The following is a 25,705-nucleotide window of genomic DNA, read 5'->3' on the forward strand; positions in this document are numbered from 1 at the left end:
AATTGAAGTAATTAATAAATCTCTAAAATCATTAATTCATTAGTTGAAAAAGATTCTATGATTTCTTTTTTCGAAACCAGAAGTTCAGCAATCTGTTTCGTGTTTTTATTAAAAGTTTTTAAAATTATAACTTTCGAGGAGCTCCTTTCAAAAGTAGTAATTTTTCGAAATCATCATCGTGAGTCAATATTGTAAGTTGGTTTTGTTTTGCAAATTCCCAAATTTCAATATCTTTTGCAGGTTGATTTATTTCAATATCTTTAGAATGAAAACAGCCTGAAAAATCATTTTCAACAAGTTTGATAATTCTCCAGGAAATATTTGCATCCAGAAGTAATTTCATTATGCTGCTATTATTTTTGTTATGTTTTCTCTGTTTGCAGCAAATGCAAGTGATGCAAGAATATCCTCTTTTTTTAATTCCGGAAAATCTTCAATAATATCTTCAAAAGACATTCCTGTAGACAGCCATGAGAGAATATCAGAAACACAGATTCTTGTTCCTGTAATAACAGGTTTTCCAAATCTTATATCAGGATTTATAGAAATTAAGTTTTGCCAGTTATTATCCATAATTTTATTATTTAAACAAATTTACAAAAATAAAGTACTAATTTGGGTTTAAAATATTTGGGATTGTTTTTATCTTTAAAATCTTTAACTATTAAACCAAAACAATGAAATATAACAGATGTGGAAAAAGCGGGTTATTATTGCCTGAAATTTCTTTAGGATTATGGCATAATTTCGGATCGGTAGATAATTTTGAAAATGCCGAAAGTATAGCGGTTGAAGCTTTTGATAAAGGTATTACTCATTTTGATCTGGCCAATAACTACGGGCCTGTTCCGGGTTCTGCGGAAACTAATTTCGGAAAAATATTATGGCATAATTTTCAGGGAAATTTACGTGATGAAATTATTATTTCTACCAAAGCAGGTTATACTATGTGGGATGGACCTTATGGGGATTGGGGATCCAGAAAGTATTTATTATCTAGTTTGGACCAGAGTCTGAAACGGATGAAAGTTGATTATGTTGATATCTTTTATTCGCATCGTCCGGATCCCGAAACTCCAATCGAAGAAACGATGATGGCTTTGGATCATGCAGTAAGATGTGGAAAAGCATTGTATGTTGGAATCAGTAATTATTCGGCAGAGCAAACCAGAGTTGCAGTTGATGTTTTAAAACAATTAGGAACGCCTTGTTTAATTCACCAGGCTAAATATTCGATGTTGGTACGCTGGGTAGAAGATGATTTACTGGACGTTTTAGAAGAAAAAGGAGTAGGCTGTATTGCCTTTTCACCTTTGGCACAAGGACTTTTAACAGACAAATATTTAAACGGAATCCCGGAAAATTCCAGGGCACATAATCCAAACGGGCATTTAAAAGAAGATGAAGTTACAGCAGAACGTATTCAAAAATTAATTCAATTAAATGAAGTTGCTCAAAACAGAAATCAGTCTTTGGCACAAATGGCTTTGGCCTGGCTGCAAAAGGACAAACGAATTACTTCGGTTTTAATTGGTGCGAGTTCTGTACGTCAATTAAATAATAATATTGATTGTTTGCAAGGTCTTGATTTTTCTTCTGACGAATTAAATGCAATCGAATCAATTCTAAAATAATTTTATAAACTCTTCCATGTTTGATCATCTTAAAAACAAGTTCCCGATTGAAGACCATAAATGGGAGAGTTATATAAACTGTTTTCATAAACTTGAGGTTTCTGCAAAAACAGTTCTTTTAAATGAAGGAGAAATTTCTGAAAGGATCTTTATTATTGAAAAAGGCTGTATTAGATGCTCGTTTAATAAAGACGGAAAAGATTTAACCCTGCAATTCTTTTTAGAAGGTGGAATGGTTGCTTCTATTGAAAGTTTTAGAAAGAAAATCCCAAGTCCCATTTCGATCGAAACCATTGAGCCAAGCATTTTATGGTACATTGATAAAAAAAATGTTGACAGTATTCTTAACGATTTACTTGAGATTCCGGAATTAAGGGACAAAATTATTGACCTTATTTTCGAGCGTACTTTCGATTATATAAAACAATTTGTTTCTTTTATAAAAGATTCTCCGGAACAGCGTTATCAAAACATTCTAAAAGAAAACCCACTGATTATTAAACGTATTCCGCAGCATTACATCGCTTCTTATTTAGGAATTACTTCAGTTCATTTAAGTCGGATAAAAAATAAATTACGCAAATAAATCCGATTTGTATTTGATAACAAATGTTATCGTCCAGCTATTTACTGCGCACTAATTTTGCTTCATAAAATTTAAACACTACTTAAAATTTAAACATTATGAAAGCAGCAGTAATTTATAAAAAGGGTGAATTACCACAATACACTGATTTTCCGGACCCAATTATCGAAAATGAGAACCATCTTTTAATTTCGGTTAAAGCATCGGCAGTTAAAAATTTAGATAAAAACATAGCAAGCGGAAAGCATTACTCAGCAGATGCTAAAGAAATAGCAAAAGTTGCAGGCGGCGACGGAGTAGGAATGCTCGAAGACGGCACCAGAGTTTATGCCTTAGGTGTAACGGGAATGATTGCCGAAAAAGCAATTGTAGATAAAAACAAAATTGTAAAAGTTCCGGAAGACCTTGATGATTGTACAGCTTCAGCATTGCCAAATGCAGTTGCAGGATCAGCAATGGCTTTGCGTTTTAGGGCCAATATCCAAAAAGGAGAAACTGTTTTAATAAACGGGGCAACCGGAGTTACAGGAAAAATAGCCATTCAGCTTGCAAAACATTATGGGGCAGCAAGAATAATTGTTACCGGCAGAAATGAGCAGACTTTAAAATCATTGTTGGATTTAGGCGCAGATGAATACGTAATTCTTACGCAGCCGGATGATGATTTTAAAGCACAGATCAAGCAGATTCATACTAATACGCCAATTGATATTATAATTGATTATTTATGGGGACATTCTGCCGAATTAATTCTAAAGGCATTAAAAGGTGAAGGTTCATTTACGCATAAAACCAGATTTGTTTCTGTAGGCTCATTGGCGGGAGATTCGATTCAGTTATCATCTGAAATTTTACGAAGCGTTGATCTTCAGTTATCCGGTTCAGGTTTAGGAAGCTGGACTAAAGATGAAATGAAAAAGCTGGTAACTGATATTTTACCGGAAATGTTTGAGTTGGCAGCTTCTAAAAAGTTAGTTATAGAAACCGTTTCGATTGATATAAAAGATATCGAAAAAGCCTGGGATATGAATATTCCTGATGGTAAGAGATTGATAATTACAATTTAAGTAGAGACGCACAGCAGTGCGTCTTTATACACAACACGCGTAGAGACGCACTGCTGTGCGTCTCTACGCGTGTTGTGTTTAATTTTTTATTTGATGATAGCAGCTAATCCACCGCCGCTTGCTAAGTGATATTTTAGTTTTGTAGTTGAATCTACGGTTATAATTTCTTTTTTATAATCTGTTGCAGCTTTATCAGCATTTATTCCGTCAGAGAAAATTTCAGCTTCGTATTTTTTGCCTTTTTCAAGGAATGAGAAATCAATAGTTACCTCTCTGGAACCCCAATTTGTGATTGCTCCTAAATACCATGTGTTTGCTTTTCTTCGGGCCATTACTACAAATTTTCCAACTTCACCATCTAAAGCAATCGTTTCATCAAAAGTGGTTGGTATTTTTGCAATAAAATCAGTGCTTTCCTGTTCTTTCATGTAAGCCGTAGGACTATCAGCCATCATTTGTAAAGGAGCTTCAAAAATAGTATAAAGTGCCAATTGATGACATCTTGTTCCTTGACTTACCGGATTAGCATTACTTGGTTTGAATTCGCTTTTTGTTGCATTTCGCATTGCGCCAGGCGTATAATCCATTGGACCGGCCATCATTCTGATAAACGGAATCGAGCAATCATATGTCGGAACATCATCATTAGGTGTCCATTTATTGTTTTCTAATCCTTTTACGCCTTCAAAATTCAGAATATTCGGAAAAGTACGCTGAATTCCGGTTGGTTTGTACATGCCATGAAAATCTATTAGCAAGTGATTGTCAGCTGCTTTTTGAGCAATATCATAAACCGAATTTACCATTTTGGCATCATCACGATCTATGAAATCAACTTTGAAACCTTTGACTCCTAAATTAGCATAATTCTTTAAAATACCTTCAGTGTTTTTTGTCAAAGCCATCCAGGAACTCCATAAAATAATCCCCACATTTCGTTCTTTTCCGTAAGCAATTAAAGCTTCCAAATCTACATTCGGGCTATGTTTCATTATGTCATCTTCAAGGCTCCAGCCTTCATCCAAAACCACATATTCAACTTTGTTTTTTGAGGCAAAATCAATGTAGTATTTGTAAGTTTCAGTGTTAATTCCGGCTTTAAAATCAACATTATAAATGTTCCAGTCGTTCCACCAATCCCACGCTACTTTTCCGGGTTTGATCCAGCTGATATCTTTGATTTTTGTTGGCTCGGATAATTTCTGAACCATATCGTTATTGGCTAAGTCTTTGTCATTTTCAGAAATAACAATAATTCTCCAAGGAAAATTTCGCTTTCCTTTTGTTTTGACTAAATAATCAGCTCTTTCAGTAATAAGTAGATTGATATTATTGAAACCTCCGTTTTTTTCCTGCAATGGATATTTGGAAAAACGAGATTCAAAACCTGATTTTGAGCTATTATTCGTTACAAATAATCCTGGGTAATCTTCCAGATTTGCCTCCAGAAAAACTGCTTTTTTATTGTTTTTATAATCAATTAAAAATGGTAGAAAGGCCAGCGTGTCTTTTGCAAATTCACTCATTTTTTTGTTCTCATAATGCGCTTCAAAAGCAAAAATATGAGGATCTTTCGGATTTCTTAAATCACGTACATACGGCATTAAAGTACCATAATCCTGATCGAAATTTAAACTAACTTCTTCTGATTTAACCGTAATGTCTTTTTTCTTTTGTGTTATGAACCGATAGGCAGCACCATCATCAAAAACACGATATTCAATGCTGAATCCATTTTTAAAATTTAAAAGGAGGAGATTGTACTGATTCTTTATTGTACTTTTTTTGTAAAAAGGAGATTCAAACGTAGTGTTTACTTTTTCTCTTTTTGAATTCAAAACCAAAACATTTTTTCCTAAAACTTCATTTTGATCCAAAGTCATTGAAATAGAGGAAGGTGCCAGAATTTGATTTTTTTCATGCAGAACAGACCATGTTATTTTTTCGCCGACCAGAATGCTGACCTTAATTTTTCCGTTAGGAGATGTTACAACAAAGTCCTGGGCTTCCTGTGAAAATGTGGCATTAAAAAAAAGCAGTGTTAAAATAAAGAATATTCTTTTTTTCATTATTAGGTTATTTGGGTATAACGGCAAATTTAATTAATCATATGAATTATAAAAGCGTATTTTATAAATTTATTTAAGCAGTCCTCTCAAATGAAACTTTCATAACTTATATATCGTTAAATGTTTTTTTAATTAAGATTTATTTCAGTTTACAGTTGTATTTTTTTACAATTTTTAAAGTCGATTTATCAGATGAAAAAACCGAATTTAGTCCTTGTGGTTCCTGCGGAGGATCAGTTGTTAAAGGATCTCCGGGATTCCATTTTCCTGTTTCGTTTACCGGTTTTCCTTCACCGCCAAATCCCCAAAAATTCGCTGCCTGTAATGGACCTTTATTAGCTACACTTTCAGCAACCCTGCTAAAAATATAATTGTAAAATACATCTCTGTTTGCAACAGATGAACTATTTAATAAACTCTCGTTCTCTCTTGGTAAACCAAATTCTTCAATGATAATTGGACGTTTTAAATTATTTGCGACTTTTACATGCTTGTCGATATAAATCCCAGCATTTTCTAAGGTTGTCGGTAAAGTTTTTTCAGCATTATCTGCCTTAAACCAATTCCAGTTTTTTGGCCAGATGTGCATTGTTAAATAATCGATATTCGGATTTTGATGTGTTCTCTCAAAAATTTCCATGCTGTCATTTGAGCTGTTTAATCCTTCTGAACCTGTAGAAATCAAATGATTTTTATCTAAGCTATCAATTAAATTCACAATATTATTTAGCCAGGCTGTAAATTTTGCTTCATTTTCTACAGTAAAAAGTCTTGGTTCATTTCCAACCTGCCAAGCCATTATGGTGTTGTCTTCTGTGTACTTCTTTTTAGAATAAGAGTTTGTTCTGCCAATAATAAACTTCACATGGTTATTCAAAGCTTCCATACAAGGTTCACAACTATGAAATTGTTCTGTATACGACATAAATTGTGGCCATGTATTTGGGGCGATTGCCGGAACAGGAATTGGCCCTTTGCCATTCCATTCCAAATACTGTGACATTCCGCCTGACCATTCCCAGTTGTTCGTCAAATACAAAACTGCGTACATTTTGCGTTTGTTCATTTCATTAATTAAGAAATCCAGACCATCAAGTAAATCTTCATCATATTTTCCCTGCTCATATTGCAGTGCCGGACGAACTGTAAAATCATATTTTCCACCATCAGCACCAACGAGGATACGTAAGTTGTCGATACCATTTTTTTTCATTAAATCAAGTTCGCGAAGTAATCTTTTACGATCCCCAATTTTTTTTGAAGCCAGTAAACTTCCATACCAATAATTTGTTCCAATGTATGAATATGGTTTATCACCTTTATAAAATTGCGTTCCTTTTACGGTGATTCTTGGAAGCTGTTGTTGTGCCTGGCTATTTAAATTCGCTAAGCAAAAGACAAACAGAATTAATTTTGAAATAGAATTTTTCATGGTTTTATAAATTGATAATTTATTTTTTTTCAATAACAACAAAAACAGAAGAACGGGCTGGCAGTGTTATATTTGTCCCTTTTGTTGTTTCTGCTGAAAATGGTTTTAAAGAGGCGTAATTAGTTGGTCCTCCTGCTACTAAACTTGGACCTGTTCCGTTTATAATTACTTTTCTTGAAAATTCACCATTATCAGTATCACCAACTATAGTGTACCAAAACATTCTTTTTCCGGTAAGGAAGTTGTTAAGTTTTACTTTTATGTTAATTGAAGTTGTTGCTTTGTTTACAAATGCCAGACCTACTTTTCCATCAGAAAATGAGGAGGCATATACTTCGTAATTTCCGTTGGCATCTTTATTGGCTTCGATCAAACGGTCTCCCATATATTTCTGAAAATAATACATATGATAGAAAGCAGGGCGGGGTGTGCCTTTTGGAATATTAGGTTCGTCTCCGTTACTAAAGGTTCCATGATCATTTCCGTTATCCCAGGCATTTGCTAAATCCCAACGTGCTGCAAGACCAATTTTGTTTTTTAGAACTTCTCCTAAAATCAAAACTGCGTGCATTCCGTTTATATGTGAAACCTGCTGTTTGCTTCCGGTCGAGAAGATATTCCATTCATCTAATGCAAAAGGTTTGATGTCATTGCTTGTTGCAGTTAATTCACTTTTACAAAAAGTCATCATTTCGGCAGTTACTTTTTTAGGGGTTTCTAAAATTTCTGCTGCAGGTGCATTTGTATTATAGTTGGTGTAATAATTATGAATCACATAATAATCGGCATTACCATTGATGTTGGTAAGTAATTTATTATTCCATGTTTTATAACAATCAGGTACATAGCTGGCAGGAGTATTTTCGACCATTACAGCCCCAATTTTGATGTTTGTGTTTCCAACTGCAGCTGCAGCTGCACGCATGGCGGCTGCTATTATTTTAAAATGTTCTGCATATAATTTTCCGTTTAAAAGTTCTGGCTGGCCATCTTTATTGTTTGCAGTATTGATTCTGTAACTTGCTTCCCAATCAGCAAAAACCTCATTACCAATTTCCCAATATTGAGTTCTTCCGTTATCATAAGTTACCCAGTCTGCTGCTAGTTTTGCAGCATCTTCAACCGGATTTGCACCAGTTCCGTATCTGGCATAACCATAATTTACAGTAATAATTCCTTTACTGTTGGTCGATTGTAAAAGCTGGTAATAATTATCTAATGAAATCGTCCAGTCACCATCATTTTTACCAAACCAATAGCCGGATTCTACTTCAGTTCCATCGGCTTTTATTAATTTCGAAGGAGCAGTTGAAGGAGCATTTAACGCATTCCAAAAATAAACATCACTAATGCTTCCCCCTGGAAATCTAATGATATTGGGTTTCAGATTGGTTATGTCATTTACCAGAGTTGTATTGGTAATCATTTTTCCGGACCATAAATTGGCATTGTTTCCGTAAATGGAGCTGGGGATTTTAGTAATTACATTGGCATAATCAACAGTAACAGTAGAAGTTGTTACCTCAGGAACTGCAGCAACAGTATAATTGGTTGGAGATGTTAAGCTTTTGGATGTCCAATTATCCAGAAAAAAACCAATTGTATTTGATACCAAAGGATCCGTTTGTGGTTTTATTACAGGGTCTTCAGGTGTTGGTGTTGGATCAGAAGAATTGTCATCTTGTTTGGAGCAAGATGAGAGTTGTAATAAAAGAATACTAACTGTTATAAGGATTATTTTTTTCATCTTGACTATTTATTTAGGTAACTCATACATTTTTGGTAAAGAATTTACCAAAGCCGATTTCGTTTTTGTACTATAGGTTTTAAAATCAGCAGCATTAGAAACAGAACCATTTGGAACATAATAACCGTCGCTGTTGTTGTTCCAAAACATTACATAACTTACTTCTATACTATTTGATGTCAAAGCGCTGTATAAATATGTCGAAAACCAATTTGTAACAGGAGGAGTTGAACTTGTTACACGATAACCGGTTTCGGTCAGAGCAGCAATTTTTACTTTTGATTTAGCATAATCCGAAATAATTTTCAGCTTGGTATTTGCTTTATCTGCACCCGGTTGTCCCTGATTATTAAAATCTCCATAATTATCCATTCCTAAAATATCAACGTAAGCATCGCCTGGATAACGACTTAAATAATTGGTTTGTGTTGTGTATGAATTGTCAGGGGAAAAGGCGTATAAAATGTTGTGAACTCCTTTTGTAGTTTTCAAATAAGTAACTGTAAACTGATAGGCAGTTTTGTATTCTTCCGGAGTACAGAAATTTGCTCCCCACCAGAACCAGCTTCCGTCAAACTCGTGAAAAGGCCTAAATATTATGGGGATTAATTCACCATTTGCTCCTTTTAAATTAGAAACTACACTAGCTACTTTATCCAATTTTTTCTTGTACCATTCGTGATTTGTTCCGCCTGGTAAAATACTTTTAAAAGCAGTAGCTTTTTGCTCCGGAGTCATATCGGAAGCATAAAAACTGTCTTCTTTGTTTGGTTCTCTTAAATGCCAGCAAAAAGTGTTGATCATTCCTTTAGCATAAGCAGCTTTTACATCGGCAGTGATTTTTAGCTCTTGCTGATAAAACCAATTGTCTGACTGATTGTTATTGTTTTTATCAGTTATAAACATAAAATCCGAGCCTAAAATGGCAGGATCGTAATCTGTGTTTTTCTTAATGTCAGAGTCGCCACCGGCATCCTGATAAAAACTGTTAAAAGCTTCTTGTTGGCCAATTGCAGTTTTGGTTTTGGCCAGTTTTTTCAGGTTGTAAAATAAGGCTATCGTTTCTTTTGTAGCATTTGGGTCAACCATATAAGTGGTTACATTAGAAGTTGTCAACGGATCAGTTTCGACCACAGGGGTATCAACTATAACTTCATTTTCAGGGTCTTTATCTGATGAACAATTTGTAAATGTTAAAAGCGTAAAGCTGATAAATGCTATTTTTAGAAAAATATTTTTCATTTTTAATTTTTAGTTAGTTTAACCTGAATATCATCAGCTAATAATGTTCCGGTGCAGGCACTCATTGCGATGATAATTCGGTATTCTTTTGCTCCGTACGGAATTTGAAAAGATTTTTTAAAAAGGGTCCAGTCAGTTGTACCTGTCACAGTTCCTATTGCCTGGTCTTCAGATGCTTTAGTTGTTTCGTCTTTTTTAAATTCAATAATAAACATGCCGTTATTCCAAATTTCTTTGCCTTGTTGGATATTTATTGCTTTTAGCCAGCCTGAAACTTCTATTGTTCTATCTCCTTCATTAATTTGGGCTGTCTGATAAATCGCATTCCATTCGGCAGTTTTTGAAATTATTTCTGCAGCCGAATTACCTTCTTTTTTATATGTTGTAGTAATTATTCCGGGTCCTTTCCAGGAATTTAAGAGTTCTTCAAAATTTCCGTTTGAAAACTGGTTTACATTTGTGACTATTTTTTGACCCTCTGCAACTGTAATTATTGGATTTAATCTAAAATAATCCTCTTCGGAAAGCGCAACAGCTTTTACATCATCAAAAAATACTGAACCGTTTGTTTGTGCCAAAGCCAGCATTATTCTTATTTTTTGTGCCTTTTCAGGAACCAGGATAGTTTTTTTGTAATTGATCCATGGTGTAGTTCCTGTTACTTGGGCAATATTTTCTGAAGTGATTTTTTTTTCGGCTCCATTTGTAAATTCTGCGACCATAAGACCGGCATTATAAGCTTCTTTACCAGTTTCAATTTGATCTGCTTTTACCCAGGCACTAAATGTTATGGCATAGGTGTTTTTCGGAATCGTCATAATCTGATCGATCGATTTCCATTCTGCACCCGCAAACTGATTAATGGCAACACTATTTTGACCTATTTTTTTGTCATAAGGAGAAATAGTTCCAACATCTCCACGCCAATTTGTTGTTTCAGATTCAAAACTACCATTTTTAACTAAATTGATTTGTGCATTACTTATTGCACTAAAAAATAATAAACTAAAGAAAAAGATTTGTTTCATAATCGTTGTTTTTAATGCAATAAATTAATTTATGAAAAATAAAAACTTAAAGTTTGATTCTTTGAATTAGCTCTAAACAGGCGCGACTGTTATGATACGGACATTTCCAAAAACCGGCTTTGTCTTTTTCTATCAGAGAATAATCGCGATAAACACCCCAAAACCATTCTCCGTTTTTAGAATCGATTATGTGGTTTTTTATAAAATCCCAGTTTTTGAAAATGATGTCCAGATAATTTTTATCTCCGGTTAATTGATAAGCGTTATAAAAACCAATTAAAGCTTCTGCCTGAACCCACCAATGTTTTTCGGCAATTAACTCGTTCTTTTCAGGATCAAATTCATAGCATAAACCTCCGTCAGTATCTAATCCTTCTTTGGTAACTTCTGCTATTTGTACTGCATGTTTTTTATAATTGGCAATCAGGGTTTCATCTTCTGAAATTTCTGCACATTGCAATAAAAGCCAGCCTGCTTCGATATCATGTCCATACGAAATGACATCTGGTTTTTCAGTCCAGTTTTCATCAAAAAACAAATGTAAATGCCCTGTTTTTGTATTGATGAAATGTTTTTCGATGGTTTGCAGTAATTCGATAATATCATTATGGAGTGCTTTGTCTTTCCAAACCTTAAACAAATTTGCATATGCTTCAATGATATGCAAATGCGTATTCATTGTTTTCTTTTCATTAGCATCTTTAGCACTCAGACGCAAATCATCAATAGGCTGCCAATCTCTTGTAAATGCTTCTAAGTACCCTTTGTTTACAGGATCGTAACTATGTTTTTGTATTTTTAAATATAGATTAATTGCTAATGCCAGCGCTTTATCGTCTTTAGAAATAGCATAATATTCAGATAATCCATAGATAGCAAAAGCCAAAGCATAAATTTGATTTTTAGTGTCTTTTGGCGTTTTATCAACATTGATACTCCAAAATAAGCCTCCAAATTCTGGATCATAAAAATATTTTGAAAGAAATTCGAAAGCTCGTGCCGCTATTTTTTTATGTTCTTCATTTTTGGTAACCTGATAACTTGCAGAATATGACCATAAAATTCTTGCATTTAAAACGGAACCTTTTTCAGCATCAGGAATAACCTTTTCATTATAATCAATCTGGCCAATGAAACCGTCATTTTGAATATCAATCGTGTTTTTTGACCAATAATTTAAAATAGAATCCAGTTCATTAGATAATTCGGTTTTAAGTTGCTTTAGTTTTGTTGACACGATGTATTAAATTGCATTATTTTTTTCAATTTGGTCGATGATTGTATTTACAGAGCCTGCAGATATAAAAGTATCGGATGGCGTATTAGTCACATAATCAACAAGTTTTGCTACAGATGAAACTGCAACGTGCATTCTTGTATCAGATGAGGCGTAGTATACATAAACAGTTCCGTCAGTATCTTCAATCCAACCATTTGAGAATAATACATTTGATACATCTCCAATTCTTTCAATGTCTTCTGGTCCCATAAAATGACCTGCAGGAACGTGTGTTACTTTGGTAATATCATTTAAGTCAGTCATAAACATGTATAAAGTATAACGAAGACCGGCAGCAGTATTTCGAACTCCATGTGCTAAATGCAGCCAGCCTTTTTCAGTTTTGATAGGAGCAGGACCAAGACCATTTTTTAATTCGTAAATAGTATGATATTGTTTTCCGAAGATGATTTTTTCGTCTTTTACAACCGGGTTTGTCATATCATCGACATAACCTAAACCAATTCCGCCACCAGCTCCGACATCAATAAAACCATCTTGTGGACGTGTATATAATGCATATTTGCCATTTACGAATTCGGGATGCAAAACGACGTTACGCTGTTGACCGGTATTCGAAATTAAATCAGGCAATCTTTCCCAGTTTACTAAATCTTTTGAACGTACAATTCCTGCATTGGCGATAGCAGAACTTGTGTCGCTTTTTGGTGCTTTCGGGTCTTTTCTTTCCGTACAAAAAATACCATAAACCCAGCCATCTTCATGGTTAATCAAACGCATGTCATATACATTTGTATCAGGAACTTCGGTTTGTGGAATAACGCATGGCTTCTCCCAAAATTGAAAATTGTCTATTCCATTTGGACTTTCTGCAATAGCAAAAAAAGATTTGCGGTCAATTCCTTCAACACGAACTGCCAGTAAATATTTATCATTCCATTTTAATGCACCAGCATTAAATGCAGCGTTCATTCCGATTCGCTCCTGTAAAAATGGATTCGTTTTTTCGTTTAAATCAAAACGCCAGTTTAATGGAACATGGGCAGCTGTAACTACCGGGTTTTTATAACGTTGGTAAATTCCATTGCCTATTGTGTTTTGAGGTTCGTTTTTTTGCTCTAAAAGCGCTTTATGTTCTTTTTCTAATGCTACTTTTCTATCTTGAAATGTAGTTGAAGTTACTATTGTTGCCATAATATAAATGGATTTCTTAATATGTATTTTAATTTGTCTGGTCTCTTTTTTCGTTTAAATCCTGTTCTATTATTTGTAATTTTTCCTCGGATAAAGGATAGAACAAAATAAAAGCGACTGATATAATTGCTGCGATTGCAGGAAGTATGCTTAACATTAATTGAATTCCGTTTTGGGTAACAGCCGTTTGCTCAACATTGGCCTGAAAACCGTAATAACCCAAAAGCCATCCTGTTCCTGCTCCACCAATTGTCCATCCAAATTTTTGTGACATTGATGAAGCTGAGAAAACTAAACCAGTTGCTCTACGTCCTTGTTTCCACTCTGAGTAATCTGCACTGTCAGCATACATTGACCAGATTAATGGGAAAATACAACCGGCGCAAATACTGATTAAAACCTGGAAACTCAAAATAAGGGAAATATCTTCTTTTCCGAAGAAATAGAAAATCAGGCTCAAAATCGCTGCTAGTGCCATTGCACCAAAAAAGGTTTTCTTTTTACCAAATTTATTTGCAATTGGTGTAGCAATAATAACTCCGATAATATTTGCTGCTTGTCCTAATACTAAATAAATGGAAGTTGGTGTCATGTGGAAATCAGTTCCGAAAAGGGAAAAGTCAAAATTGACACTACTGCTGATATAATATTTAAAATAGTAAACAGCTGCACCATCACGAATCGAATTGAATACTAAAGCACCAATTCCTGCCCCAAGTAAGATCCACCATGGTTTATTTTTTAATAAATCTTTCAGATCTTCCTTTAAATTAGTTTGTTCATCAGCTATTGGCTTTACTCTTTCTTTCGTCCAGAAAAAACAACCCCAGAAAAAAGCTGTAGTTATAACTCCAAATACTGAAATTGTTGCCAGCCATCCTGTTTTTGAGTTTAAGCTTCCGCCGAAATAATTCACTAAAGGCTCAATTAACCAAAGTGCCAAAAGACTTCCTCCAAAAGCAAAAACCATTCTGTATGAAGAAAGTGTTGTTCTTTCTTTTCTGTCAGATGACATTACACCTAAAAGAGAAGCATAGGGTACATTGATTAATGAATAAATCATCATCATGGCTGAATAAGTAATATAGGCATAAATTATTTTTCCTTTTTCGTCAAAATCCGGTGTATAAAAAGTCAATACCCCAATTACGGCAAAAGGAACGGCTACCCATAATAAATAAGGTCTGAATTTTCCCCATTTGCTTTTTGTTCTGTCAGCTATAATTCCAACAATCGGATCGAAACAGGAGTCCCAGATTCTGGTAATTAAAAACATGGTTCCTACTACTGCAGGTGCCAATCCGAAAACATCGGTATAGAAAAACAAGAGGTACATGCTGAATATTTTCCAGAACATTGAAGAGGCTGCATCTCCAAGGCCGTAACCTATTTTTTCTTTTAAACTAATTTTGTCGTGCATCAGGTTTTTTTTAAGGTTGTGGTTATAGATTTGAGGCAATTTATTTTAATACTTTTTTAATGTCTTTTTCAAATAAAGTTTTATCTAAATTATAGAAATCAACGAAGTCTTTTTCACTTATTTGTCCTTTGTACGGAGCATAGTAATGCATTTTTTGTTCTTTTTCCTGCCAGCCGTGATTTCTCCATAATAATACATAAGAAATTTTATAATCTCCAATGGCTTTAGATAAAGTTCCGGTCCACCATTTTGCGTCAGGAACAGCTTCATATCCGGCTTCGGCAAGAGCCATAAGTTTATGTTTTTTCTGGGCGATGTCGTTTAATATTTTAAATTGATTTTGAACTTCAGTAATAAACTTCTCTCCATTTTTATCTTCATTATTCTGATAACTGTCAAAGCTTAGAATATCTGCGTAATTATCACCCGGATAATTAGCCAGAAATTCATTTTCAGAACTGAAACTTCCCGTATTATATACGTAAATTAAATTATGGACTCCTTTTTTCTGGAGATACTCAAAAGTAAATTTCCATAAGGATTTGAATTCTTCAGGAGTACAATTTCCTTTTCCCCACCAAAACCAACCGCCGGTAAGTTCATGATAAGGTCTGAAGAGAATTGGGATATTTTTTCCTTTTTTATCTTTTAATGATAAAAAGAAATTTGCAGCTTTATCCAGCCAATTAGTGAATTTTTTGTGATTTTCACCGTCCGGTAAAATTGTTTTCAATGAATTCGGTGTGTTATCCCAAGCATTTTTTCCTGTTGCAGGATTGTCAAAATGCCAGCTTATTGTCGAAATTCCGCCTCTTTCGTTTGCTTCCTTTATATATTGTTTCATTTTATCAAAAGGAACACCGTCAATGTTTTTAGCATCATCTTTTTCTAAACCTGCAATATCCCAGCCATAAACAGCGGGATAGTCTCCAACGACATCTTTTATATCACTTCTTTTATTTTCATATTTCCAATTAACACCGTAAGCAAGATCGTCCTGATGACCAAAAAGATACCCTTTTTGAGATAATTGATTGAGTTTTTTATATAGCGAAACAGTCTCAGCGGTTGCTTTTTTATCTGAAATTGACAAATTACTATTAGTAACAATATTTTTCGCAGAACAAGAAGTTCCTATAAGTACTGAGATCATTAAAGTTAATATGTTTTTTTTCATTTTGAATCTGGTTGTTTTTCAGCACACTGTGAGTAAATCTATAAATTGACATCAACTAAAAAAAGCTTATTTTTCTTATCGAAAATTCAGTGGCTTTTTTGGTCTAAAATTATTAAAACTATAAAAAGATATTGTATTAAAAATGATTAATGTTTATTATTAATATACTTTTTGTAAAAAATATAATTCTATTTTTCAAAGATATATCTATGTTTGTCGTATATTTAATATTATTTTATCAATTATATATCATATTATTGCAAAATAATAAACGGATTTTGCTTCCTAAATAGTATTTAAAGATGAGTAGTGATAAGAATTTTTATAGAGAAATCGCTCCGCTTTCTGCGGGAGATAGTTTTTTAGTTTTTGACAGAGTAAAGGATAGTTTTGATTTTCCGGTGCATTATCATCCGGAATTTGAGATCAATTTTATTTTGAACGGGAAAGGAGTGAAGCGTGTTGTTGGTGATAATATTGAAGAAATTGACAATGTAGAACTCGTTTTAATTGGACCAAATTTATATCATGGATGGGAATTGAATAAATGTACCAGTAAAAAAATACATGAAATTACGATTCAGTTTCATAATGATTTATTTCATGAGTCATTGCTTTCCAGACGTATTATGAATCCGATACGGGATATGTTTAATCGTTCTATTCATGGTATTCTTTTTTCGAAAAAAGTAGCCGAAGAATTAACACCAAGACTTATAAGTCTCTCTAAATTAGATGGAATGGATTATTTTCTTGAAATTACTTCCTTGCTTTATGATTTGGCTAATTCCAGAAATCAAAAATTACTTTCTACTTATACGGTTGATTATGATACGTTTGATGATTATGATAAGATGAAGTTGGTGTATGAATATGTTCAAAAGCATTTTACAGGTAAAATAACGCTTGAGGATGCTGCTAATGTAGCAAGTATGTCCATAATTTCATTTAATCGATTTATAAAAAAGCGTACCGGGAAAACTTTTGTGAATTATATCAATGATATTAGGATTGGATATGCTGCACGTTGGCTTGTAGAAAAGGACATGAGTGTGTCTGAAGTGGCTTTTAAATCCGGGTTTAATAATATAGCGAATTTCAATCGTAGTTTTAAAGCTACTAAAAATTGTACGCCTAGTCAATATAGGGAAGATTTTTCTGGACTAAAACGTATTTTGTAGTGATACTTTTTTTTCATAAACAAATATTATTTTTAACGAAATCGTTTGCTTTTGCCTTTTTTGTTAACTTTTATTTATGATTTATAGGTGTTTTTGAGTAGTCATTGCGAATAATGTAATTTTTTTTCAGTTTTATTTTGATATGTGTTTTTTTAAACTCTTATAGTAAAAATATTATCAGTAAATGATATAATACTATCGATTTAATGTTTCCATCTGTTATAGATTTGTTAAAATAATTTAAGAATAAATATCACCCTTTTTGTTACTGAATTATAATTTAAAAAAAACAATTTAAAACTAACCAACATTATTATGAAAAAACTAATGACTAATTTTATTCATTGGAACGCTAACCACAGAGCAGTTCCATTGATTTTATTTTTGTTACTTACGAGTAATTTTATTACTGCGCAGGTTAAAATATCGGGAACTGTATCCGATGATAAAGGATTGTCAATCCCTGGAGCAAATATTTCTGTTGTAGGGCAGAGGACATCAGTTTCAACGGATTTTGATGGTAAATATACTATTAATGCTCCTGCGAATGCGATCTTAGAATTCTCATTTATAGGTTTTACTACTCAAAAGATAGCTGTGAATGGAAAAACAACTATAAATGCAGTTTTGAAATCTGGTGCAGAAGAGTTAAAAGATATAGTAGTAATTGGTTATGGTACTCAAAAAAGGAAAGATGTAAACAGTGCTATTTCCAGCATTGGATCAAAAGACATTGCAAATTTAAAAGTAGCTTCTTTTGATCAAATGTTGCAAGGTAAGGTTGCAGGGGTTACTGTAAGCAGTAATTCTGGTCAGCCCGGAAGTAATGTTTCGGTAAAAATTAGAGGTGTATCTTCTTTAACAGGTACTAATGAGCCTTTATATGTAATTGATGGTGTGCCAATTTCCGGAGATGCCAGAAATTCATCAACATCAGGAAGAAGCGCTACGGGAGATTCTAATTTTTCTAATGCGGGAAATATTACTTTAAGTCCATTGTCCCTTATCAATCCTAATGATATTGAGTCTATTGATATTTTAAAAGATGCTTCTGCAACTGCTATTTACGGATCTCGTGGTGCTAATGGTGTAGTCATAGTTACAACAAAATCTGGTAAAAAAGGAACAGGTAAAGTATCTTATGAGAACTCATACTCAATCAGTACTCTGCCAAAAAAACTAAATTCTATGAATCTTAGAGAGTATGCTGCGCATCAAAATGCTTTATCGGATGTATACTATCCGGGATTTCGTCGTGTTGAGTTTGCAAATCCTTCTGCTTTAGGGACAGGTACAGATTGGCAGGATGCCATATATCAGACAGGAATTATGACATCTAATCAGTTGTCTTATTCAGGAGGTTCTGATGGGATTACTTATTATTTATCCGGAGGTCAGCTAAAACAAGACGGTATTGTTATTGAGTCAGGGTTTAAGAGATACAATGTCAGAGCAAATATTGATGCCAGAGTTAATAAATTTATTAAAGTAGGAGTTAATATGAGTGGAGCTCAAACTAACGAAAAATTAACTTTAAATGGTCAGTTTAATGGTGTAGTTGCAACCTCATTATTTAGTACTCCTGATGTAGCGGTTACAGAATTATCAGGAGAATATGCAGGACCACCTGCTGGTTCAAACCAGGTTTCATTTGTTAATCCTGTAGCAATATCAAAGTTGGGGTCCAATACTCTTGTTAGAAAAAATTTCTCCGGGAATTTTTATACACAAATTGATTTGTATAAAGGTTTAGAGTATCGTTTTGAAATTGGTGGTTATACAGAAACTAATTTAGGACAGCAATATGATCCAATGTATTCTTTGGGGAGTGCGGTGAAAAGTTATGCCAATTTATATTACAGACCATCAACAAGTAATTCATGGAATATAAAAAACATGCTTACCTATAGAAAGAAAATAGGAAATCATAATTTTACGTTGTTAGCTGTTCAGGAATCTAATAGAGGACATTGGGAAGGATATTCTATAACGGGGTATGGTTATAAAGACAACAATGATCATAGTCTTTCGGCTTCCGACCTTTCAAAAGCAGTAACGAGCGGAGTTTATTCTGGTACACAAACACTTGCTTCGTATTTAGGAAGGGTAGTTTATGATTATGGAGATAGATATAGTATTTCTGCTTCTATAAGAACAGATGGTTCTTCAAAATTTTTCGTAGGGAATAAATGGGGTGTTTTTAAATCTTTTGGAGGTTCATGGAAACTTTCTAACGAAGGTTTTATGGCTAATACAAAAGAATATGTAGATAACATTAAAATTAGATTTGGTTACGGTCAGACTGGTAATAATCAAATCCCAAATAATTTATATGACTCTAATTTGCATATAGTTAATAGTTCAATGGGGACATCTTATCTTCCAGCTAATACGCCAAATAAAAATTTGAAATGGGAAACACAAGAGCAAACCAATTTAGGGCTTGATTTTACTTTATTTGATTCAAAATTAACAACTTCTATTGATTTATATAGAAAAGTTTCTAAAGATTTCTTGTATCAGGTACCATTGCCAAACTATCTTTCAGGAGGTGGTAACTATGAAGGAGGAGTAGATCCACCGTACTTTAATCTTGGAACAATGGTTAATAAAGGGGTTGAGTTTACAGTTGGATATACTAATAAATTTAGCGAAAATTTTTCATGGAATGCTAGTGTGAACTTTACTAAATATGTAAATGAGGTTCAAAATATGGCAGGGTTGAATATTGTGAAAACTGCTAATACTCTGGCATATAATCCAGTGGATGTTTCCAGAACTCAGGAAGGTTTGCCTATCGGGTCATTTGTAGGGTACGAAGCTACAGGGATTTATAGAACAGATGATGATTTGATAACCTATGGACATACTGATGCTTCAGGAAATAAAGTGATTTTGAAAGATGGTATCAATTCATTGCATCCGGATTTTCAAAAAGGGGATGTAATTTATAAAGATCAAAATAATGATGGACTTATTGATACTAAAGATAAAGTAGCAATTGGTAATCCAAATCCAAAATTCACGTATGGTATTACTAATACATTCAAATACAAAAATGTTGATTTATCCATTTTTATACAAGGTACTCAAGGTAATAAATTAATGAACTTAACCAGAATGTCTGGTACATTAAATGCCTATGTAGGTACAAATTATTTAACTGAAGCGGCAGATTTTTATTCTGCATCTAATCTTGACGCAAGTTTACCAAGAGCTTCTACTTACGATAATCTTAATAATGCTGTTTCATCTCGTTTTATTGAAGACGGATCTTATTTAAGAATTCAAAATGTTACTCTGGGATATAATTTACCAAGTGATATGATTTCAAAATTGAAATTATCTCGATTGAGACTTTATGCAACAGGACAAAACCTATTTACTTTTACGAAATATAAAGGTTATGACCCTGAGGTTGGTTCATTTAATCAGGATGCTTTGTTAACTGGTGTAGATAATGGACGTTATCCATCACCGAGATTAGTCTCTTTTGGATTTAATGTTGAATTTTAATGCATACTAACATGAAAAATATAATGAAAATAAAAATAAACTTTTTGGTAATGTTGACACTGGTGTCAATATTTTCCTCATCTTGTTCCCAGGATTTTATAGATGTCCCACTTGAGGGAGCACCTACTTTAGGTAATTATTACGATTCAGATGAAAAAGTGGATAATGCAACCAATGGTCTTTATGGTATCGTTTGGTTTAATATGAACAAAGAAGGTTTCTATGGTATTACAGATGTTATTTCTGGTAATATGTATGCAGGGAACGGAAATAAGTTCGGTACTTTTGCTGATTTGAGTTTTACAAGTTCGTCAAGTTTTATTGAAGATTCCTGGAGATCTTGTTTTGGAGCTGTTGCTAACGCAAATGCTTATATTAATAATTTGCCAAAAAGTGTTGGGCCAAATGTGAGTGCAGCATCACTTAATAACGCATTAGGCGAATGCCATTTTATCAGAGCATTTTCTTATTTTTTCCTGGTAAGAGGCTGGGGTAACGTACCTATTATTGAAAATAATGCAGATTATTCTCAAAACTTTGTAATTCCAAGTAATCCTGTTGAAGATGTTTATACTTTTATTGAAAATGACTTAAAATTTGCTATTGCAAATTTAAAGACTAAAAACAGAGGTTCTGATTATGCTGCAAATGCTCATGTATCTAGTGGATCTGCAAAAGCACTTTTAGCTAAAGTATATTTGTATCAAAAAAAATATGATTTGGCAAGAGCATTAGCAGAGGAAGTTATTAACAGTGGAGAGTTTAAATTGTTAGGAGGAGATGAGTTGCCAAATTATACTTTTGCAGATTTGTTTTTACAAAAAAACAATAATAACCAGGAGTCAATATTTTCATGGCAATGGACGGGTGCAGGAACTTATTTTGAGGGTAATTTCTCAAATACATTGTTTGCTCCGGACAACAGATTGGTAGAAACTAGTTATTCAGGTCAGATTGCTCCGTCACAAGATTTAATTAAAAATGGTTTTGTTCCGGGTGACAGAAGAAGAAAAGAGACTTTTATGTTACCAGGAGATTATTATCCAAATTTAACGTATGCAGAAACACTTGCTGTAGATTCTCCTTTACTTTTAGGATATACTTTCGACATTGCCAATGAAGCTCACTCATCTGGTGCAGGGTTAAAAAAATACGTGATAGGGAAACAAAATCTGCCAATTACAGGACAATTTAATGCGCCATTTAATGGTGAAAGCAGTATGAATAGTTATATGATGCGTTACGCAGAGTTATTATTGATTCATGCTGAGGCGATATTAGGTTCCCAATCAGGAAGTACTACAGATGCAAATGCGCTTAAATCGTTTAATGCAGTTCATAAAAGAGCAGGTTTGCCTGCTGTATCGACCATTTCTTTTGATGATATATTCAAAGAAAGACGTGCTGAATTAGCCTGTGAGGGTGATTATTATTTTGATTTAGGACGTTTACCTTTTAGCAAAGCCAAAGAAATATTAGAAGCACAAAACAGAGGAGACAGATATACTGAAAAGCATATTTCTATTTCTGCGACAAATCTTTTATTGCCTTATCCGGCAAGTGACTTGACAAAAAATCCAAAATTAATTGAAGTTGTACCTTACACTTTTAAATAATCGTAAAATTTAAAATTATCATGAAATATATAAAATCAAAATTCTTAATCGGCTCCATATTAGGAACCATTTTGATGTCACTGCTTTATTCTTGTTCTTCAGATGATTCTGCAAGTTCTAATGGTGGTGATTTGACAGTAGGAGGTGTGTATAAATATGTTTATGCTAGACCAACTGCCAGTTCTCCAATTGATTATAGTGCACCCGTAGATTCACTAACCACCGTAGGATTTTCCGGTGTAAGTTATTTAGTTAGAGGTACAGGCTTATCAACACTTAAAAAAGTTACAGTAAACGGAACAAATGTTTATTTTAATAGTACTCTGGTTACAGATACTCAGTTTTTTATAAATTTACCGACTGGAATTCCGTATTCTGATGATACTACACCTAATAAGTTAGAAGTGGTTACTAAATTTGGAACAACTTCTACATATTTTTATATTGGACAGCCTTATCCGACTATTAAAACATATCCATTGGCTTTAATTGGTGGAGAAACGGTAACCATTACAGGAACTGACTTTGCCAGATTACAGGCAGTTAAATTTGGTAAGATTGAAAATGGTGTTGATACTACTGTAGAAGGAGAAATTCTTTCTTCTGATGAGAAAAGTATTACGGTAAAAGTACCGACAGGAGTCCCTTCAACCGGAAATATTTTTGTAAAAACCTTTGGAGGAATGTCTGTTGCTCCTGTGGTATACGGTTCTGATTATCCTGTTTTTGAAGAATCTGAATTATTTGATGACTGGAGTTGGGCTGCAATACATGAGCCTTCAAATGAGCAAGTCAGAGACGGGCTATATTCTGAAAAATTAGGATATACTGGTTGGGATGCTTTGTATGCACATTTATTAACTCCTGTTAAATTAGGAGATTATAAATACCTTAAAATCTCACTATATTCTGCAGTAAATACTAAGATAAAAATATTTTGTGATTGGTCAGCAGCCGGAAAAGTTGTTGATATTGCCGAAGGGAAATGGAATGATTTATTAATCCCTGTTTCTGATTTGACGACTAATCTTGATGCATCTACACAAGATTTTATCATTCAGGAATTTACAGGAGGGGCTAATACAGTTTATGTTGATGATATGGGCTTTATTAAATAATTTTGTTTGAGTTAGTTTAAGATATTCCCTAATTGAAAGATTAGGGAATTCTTTTTTACAATATGTTTTAAATTCAATAATAATGAAAAAAATAATTTTAGTATTTGCTTTAAGTTTTTCATACTTAGGGTTTGGTCAGGGCAATACACATACGCAGGTAGGAGGAAAATTTGAAGGTTTGGCTATGACCCCGCCAATGGGTTGGAATTCATGGAATACTTTTGGAACTAATATCGATGAAAAATTAGTAAAAGAAACAGCGGATATTATGGTTTCATCAGGAATGGCTGCGGCAGGTTATAATTATATTGTACTTGATGATGGCTGGATGGCAAAAGAACGTGATGTTAATGGGGATTTGGTTGCTGATCCTGTTAAATTCCCTAACGGAATGAAAGCTGTAATTGATTATGTGCATGGCAAAGGTTTGAAATTTGGATTGTATAATTGTGCAGGAACACAAACATGTGCAGGTTACCCGGGAACTCGTGGTTACGAATATCAGGATGCTCGTTTTTATGCTAAATTAGGAATCGATTTCTTAAAATATGATTGGTGTAACACACAGGGAATTACAGCCAAAGAAGCATATACAACAATGAGTAATGCACTTAAAACTGCTGGAAAGCCAATTGTTTTTAGTCTCTGTGAATGGGGAGATAATCAGCCGTGGGAATGGGGAAAGCCAGTTGGGAACCTATGGAGAATCTCGGGAGATATTTATCCATGTTTTGATTGTGAGTTTAAACATCCGGAAAATTGGTCTTCCTGGGGATTCATGAAAATTGTAGAAATGCGAAAAGATATTCGTAAATATTCAGGTCCGGATCATTGGAATGATTTTGATATGATGGAAGTAGGAAATGAAATGAATGATACTGAAGATAAATCGCATTTTGCTATGTGGTGTATGATGGCATCGCCGCTTTTTGCAGGAAATGATTTCAGAAAAATATCAAAAGAGACATTGGCAATTTTGACCAATAAGGAATTAATTGCTGTTAATCAGGATAAATTAGGAATTCAGGGGTTTAAATATTCTGCTGAAGATGGTTTAGAAGTTTGGGTAAAGCCTTTATCTGACGGAAATTGGGCTGTTACATTTTTAAATAGAAGTGATGTTGCTAAAAAAATCAATTTTGACTGGAAAAAACACACTATAAAAGATGCTGATTTTGGTTACGAAGCCGATTTTAATAAAACGGTTTTCAAATTAAAAGACCTTTGGAAAAACAAAGAAACGGGTAATACAAAAAAGAATTTTGTTGCTGACATTGCTTCTCATGATTCTGTAACATTAAGATTAATTCTGTAAAAAAATATTATGAAGTTAAAAGCTAAATTTTTGATGATTGCTTTATTATTGATATTTGGTGTGTCAAAAGCACAATTTGTAAAACGTCATGGACAATTAAGTGTTCAGGGAACTCAGTTGGTTGATAAGAACAATACTCCAATTGTATTACGCGGAATGTGTCTTGGATGGCATAGCATGTGGCCAAGATTTTATAACGAAAAGGCCGTGAATTGGTTAAAAAAAGATTTCAATTGCAATATTATTCGTGCTGCAATGGGTATCGAACTAGGAGAGAAATCATATATAAAGGATGCTCAATTCTCAAAAGATAAAATTGAAACTGTTGTAAAAGCAGCTATAAAATCAGATATTTATGTAATTATAGATTGGCACAGTCATAATGTTAATCTGAATGAAGCAAAAGTGTTTTTTGCTGAGATGTCTAAAAAGTATGCTAAATATCCTAATATAATTTATGAGGTTTTTAATGAACCGGATAATGAATCATGGATGGAAGTTAAAACATATGCCGAAGAGATAATAAAAGTAATTAGGGAGAATGATCCAAATAATGTTATTTTGGTAGGTTGCCCGCATTGGGATCAGGATATTGATCTCCCGGCTGCAGATCCAATAAAAGGGTATAATAATATAATGTATACGATGCATTTTTATGCAGCAACACATGGTAAGGAATTGCGGGACAGAACAGATGCAGCTATAAAAAGCGGGCTTCCTGTTTTTGTCTCTGAATCAGCCGGAATGGAAGCTTCAGGCGATGGACCTCTAAATCTTCAAGCCTGGCAGGAATATATTGATTGGATGGAAGCCAGAAAGCTGAGCTGGATTACATATTCTGTTTCTGATAAAGATGAAACTTGTTCTATTTTACAAAAATCAGCTAAGTCAGAAGGTAATTGGAAAGAAAAAGATTTAAAAGAATCGGGAATTAAGGCTCGTGAATTTTTAAGAAAATACAATACACAAGAATAAAGAAGGGATTGTTAATTGTGTAAATGAAAGCCTGTTCAGTTTAGACTGCACCCAAAAGTTTAGACAAATTTATAATTAAATTTGATAATAATGAGCTCGATATTTTATCGGGCTCATTTTGTTTAAATTTGATTTAATTCTTTCGTTA

At 33.6% G+C, this 25,705-nt stretch carries 20 protein-coding genes; 9 read left to right on the forward strand and 11 right to left on the reverse strand.

Annotated elements, in window-relative coordinates; translation table 11 throughout:
• Positions 1 to 124: 124 nt before the first annotated feature.
• On the reverse strand, positions 125 to 343 hold the full coding sequence (locus PMI10_RS06470) for a DUF5615 family PIN-like protein (RefSeq protein ID WP_007805857.1): 219 nt from the start codon (positions 341 to 343) through the stop codon (positions 125 to 127).
• Entirely contained in the window at positions 343 to 573 is a 231-nt protein-coding gene (locus PMI10_RS06475) for a DUF433 domain-containing protein (RefSeq protein ID WP_007805858.1), read from the reverse strand. The genes PMI10_RS06470 and PMI10_RS06475 overlap by 1 nt, the downstream gene beginning before the upstream one ends.
• A gap of 104 nt (positions 574 to 677) precedes the next feature.
• Here PMI10_RS06475 and PMI10_RS06480 point away from each other — a divergent pair, with 104 nt between their 5' ends.
• The 3 genes from PMI10_RS06480 to PMI10_RS06490 all read left to right on the forward strand — a co-directional run bounded on the left by PMI10_RS06480 (position 678) and on the right by PMI10_RS06490 (position 3,287).
• A complete protein-coding gene (locus PMI10_RS06480; protein ID WP_007805860.1) occupies positions 678 to 1,634 on the forward strand; it encodes an aldo/keto reductase in 957 nt (318 codons plus the stop codon).
• Between the two features lie 16 nt (positions 1,635 to 1,650).
• Positions 1,651 to 2,220 (forward strand): Crp/Fnr family transcriptional regulator, encoded by a 570-nt coding sequence (locus PMI10_RS06485; protein WP_007805862.1) that lies wholly within the window; start codon positions 1,651 to 1,653, stop codon positions 2,218 to 2,220.
• A 98-nt stretch (positions 2,221 to 2,318) separates the two neighbouring features.
• Positions 2,319 to 3,287 (forward strand): quinone oxidoreductase family protein, encoded by a 969-nt coding sequence (locus PMI10_RS06490; protein ID WP_007805864.1) that lies wholly within the window; start codon positions 2,319 to 2,321, stop codon positions 3,285 to 3,287.
• 86 nt (positions 3,288 to 3,373) lie between these two features.
• On the opposite strand, the gene PMI10_RS06495 is transcribed toward PMI10_RS06490, so the two are convergent.
• The 9 genes from PMI10_RS06495 to PMI10_RS06535 all read right to left on the reverse strand — a co-directional run bounded on the left by PMI10_RS06495 (position 3,374) and on the right by PMI10_RS06535 (position 15,836).
• Entirely contained in the window at positions 3,374 to 5,356 is a 1,983-nt protein-coding gene (locus PMI10_RS06495; RefSeq protein WP_007805866.1) for a glycoside hydrolase family 97 protein, read from the reverse strand.
• A gap of 139 nt (positions 5,357 to 5,495) precedes the next feature.
• Complete coding sequence (locus tag PMI10_RS06500) at positions 5,496 to 6,788, reverse strand: glycoside hydrolase 5 family protein (RefSeq protein WP_007805868.1); 1,293 nt, start codon at positions 6,786 to 6,788, stop codon at positions 5,496 to 5,498.
• A 19-nt stretch (positions 6,789 to 6,807) separates the two neighbouring features.
• Positions 6,808 to 8,535, reverse strand: a complete 1,728-nt coding sequence (locus PMI10_RS06505) for a hypothetical protein (RefSeq protein ID WP_007805870.1) — start codon at positions 8,533 to 8,535, stop codon at positions 6,808 to 6,810.
• 9 nt (positions 8,536 to 8,544) lie between these two features.
• Positions 8,545 to 9,777, reverse strand: a complete 1,233-nt coding sequence (locus PMI10_RS06510; RefSeq protein WP_007805872.1) for a glycoside hydrolase family 26 protein — start codon at positions 9,775 to 9,777, stop codon at positions 8,545 to 8,547.
• 2 nt (positions 9,778 to 9,779) lie between these two features.
• Positions 9,780 to 10,805 carry a hypothetical protein gene (locus PMI10_RS06515; protein WP_007805874.1) on the reverse strand — a complete coding sequence of 342 codons (1,026 nt, stop codon included), beginning with the start codon at positions 10,803 to 10,805 and terminating at the stop codon, positions 9,780 to 9,782.
• 46 nt (positions 10,806 to 10,851) lie between these two features.
• Complete coding sequence (locus PMI10_RS06520; protein ID WP_007805877.1) at positions 10,852 to 12,042, reverse strand: AGE family epimerase/isomerase; 1,191 nt, start codon at positions 12,040 to 12,042, stop codon at positions 10,852 to 10,854.
• 6 nt (positions 12,043 to 12,048) lie between these two features.
• Complete coding sequence (locus PMI10_RS06525; protein ID WP_007805879.1) at positions 12,049 to 13,239, reverse strand: glycoside hydrolase family 130 protein; 1,191 nt, start codon at positions 13,237 to 13,239, stop codon at positions 12,049 to 12,051.
• Between the two features lie 28 nt (positions 13,240 to 13,267).
• Complete coding sequence (locus tag PMI10_RS06530; RefSeq protein WP_007805881.1) at positions 13,268 to 14,659, reverse strand: MFS transporter; 1,392 nt, start codon at positions 14,657 to 14,659, stop codon at positions 13,268 to 13,270.
• Positions 14,660 to 14,699: 40 nt separating this feature from the next.
• Entirely contained in the window at positions 14,700 to 15,836 is a 1,137-nt protein-coding gene (locus PMI10_RS06535) for a glycoside hydrolase family 26 protein (RefSeq protein WP_035631499.1), read from the reverse strand.
• A 302-nt stretch (positions 15,837 to 16,138) separates the two neighbouring features.
• Between PMI10_RS06535 and PMI10_RS06540 the strand changes: the two genes are divergently transcribed.
• From PMI10_RS06540 to PMI10_RS06565, 6 genes are all read left to right on the forward strand, one after another.
• Complete coding sequence (locus PMI10_RS06540) at positions 16,139 to 17,017, forward strand: AraC family transcriptional regulator (RefSeq protein ID WP_007805884.1); 879 nt, start codon at positions 16,139 to 16,141, stop codon at positions 17,015 to 17,017.
• Between the two features lie 315 nt (positions 17,018 to 17,332).
• A complete protein-coding gene (locus tag PMI10_RS06545) occupies positions 17,333 to 20,533 on the forward strand; it encodes a SusC/RagA family TonB-linked outer membrane protein (protein WP_007805887.1) in 3,201 nt (1,066 codons plus the stop codon).
• Between the two features lie 23 nt (positions 20,534 to 20,556).
• On the forward strand, positions 20,557 to 22,149 hold the full coding sequence (locus PMI10_RS06550; RefSeq protein ID WP_162129561.1) for a RagB/SusD family nutrient uptake outer membrane protein: 1,593 nt from the start codon (positions 20,557 to 20,559) through the stop codon (positions 22,147 to 22,149).
• A gap of 20 nt (positions 22,150 to 22,169) precedes the next feature.
• On the forward strand, positions 22,170 to 23,267 hold the full coding sequence (locus PMI10_RS06555; RefSeq protein WP_007805890.1) for an IPT/TIG domain-containing protein: 1,098 nt from the start codon (positions 22,170 to 22,172) through the stop codon (positions 23,265 to 23,267).
• An 82-nt stretch (positions 23,268 to 23,349) separates the two neighbouring features.
• Positions 23,350 to 24,582: a glycoside hydrolase family 27 protein gene (locus PMI10_RS06560; protein ID WP_007805892.1), complete on the forward strand. Its 1,233-nt coding sequence runs from the start codon at positions 23,350 to 23,352 to the stop codon at positions 24,580 to 24,582.
• A gap of 9 nt (positions 24,583 to 24,591) precedes the next feature.
• Positions 24,592 to 25,557, forward strand: coding sequence for a glycoside hydrolase family 5 protein (locus PMI10_RS06565; RefSeq protein ID WP_007805894.1), 966 nt, complete (start codon positions 24,592 to 24,594; stop codon positions 25,555 to 25,557).
• Positions 25,558 to 25,705: the final 148 nt, after the last annotated feature.

The organism is Flavobacterium sp. CF136, assembly GCF_000282055.1.
Lineage (GTDB): Bacteria > Bacteroidota > Bacteroidia > Flavobacteriales > Flavobacteriaceae > Flavobacterium.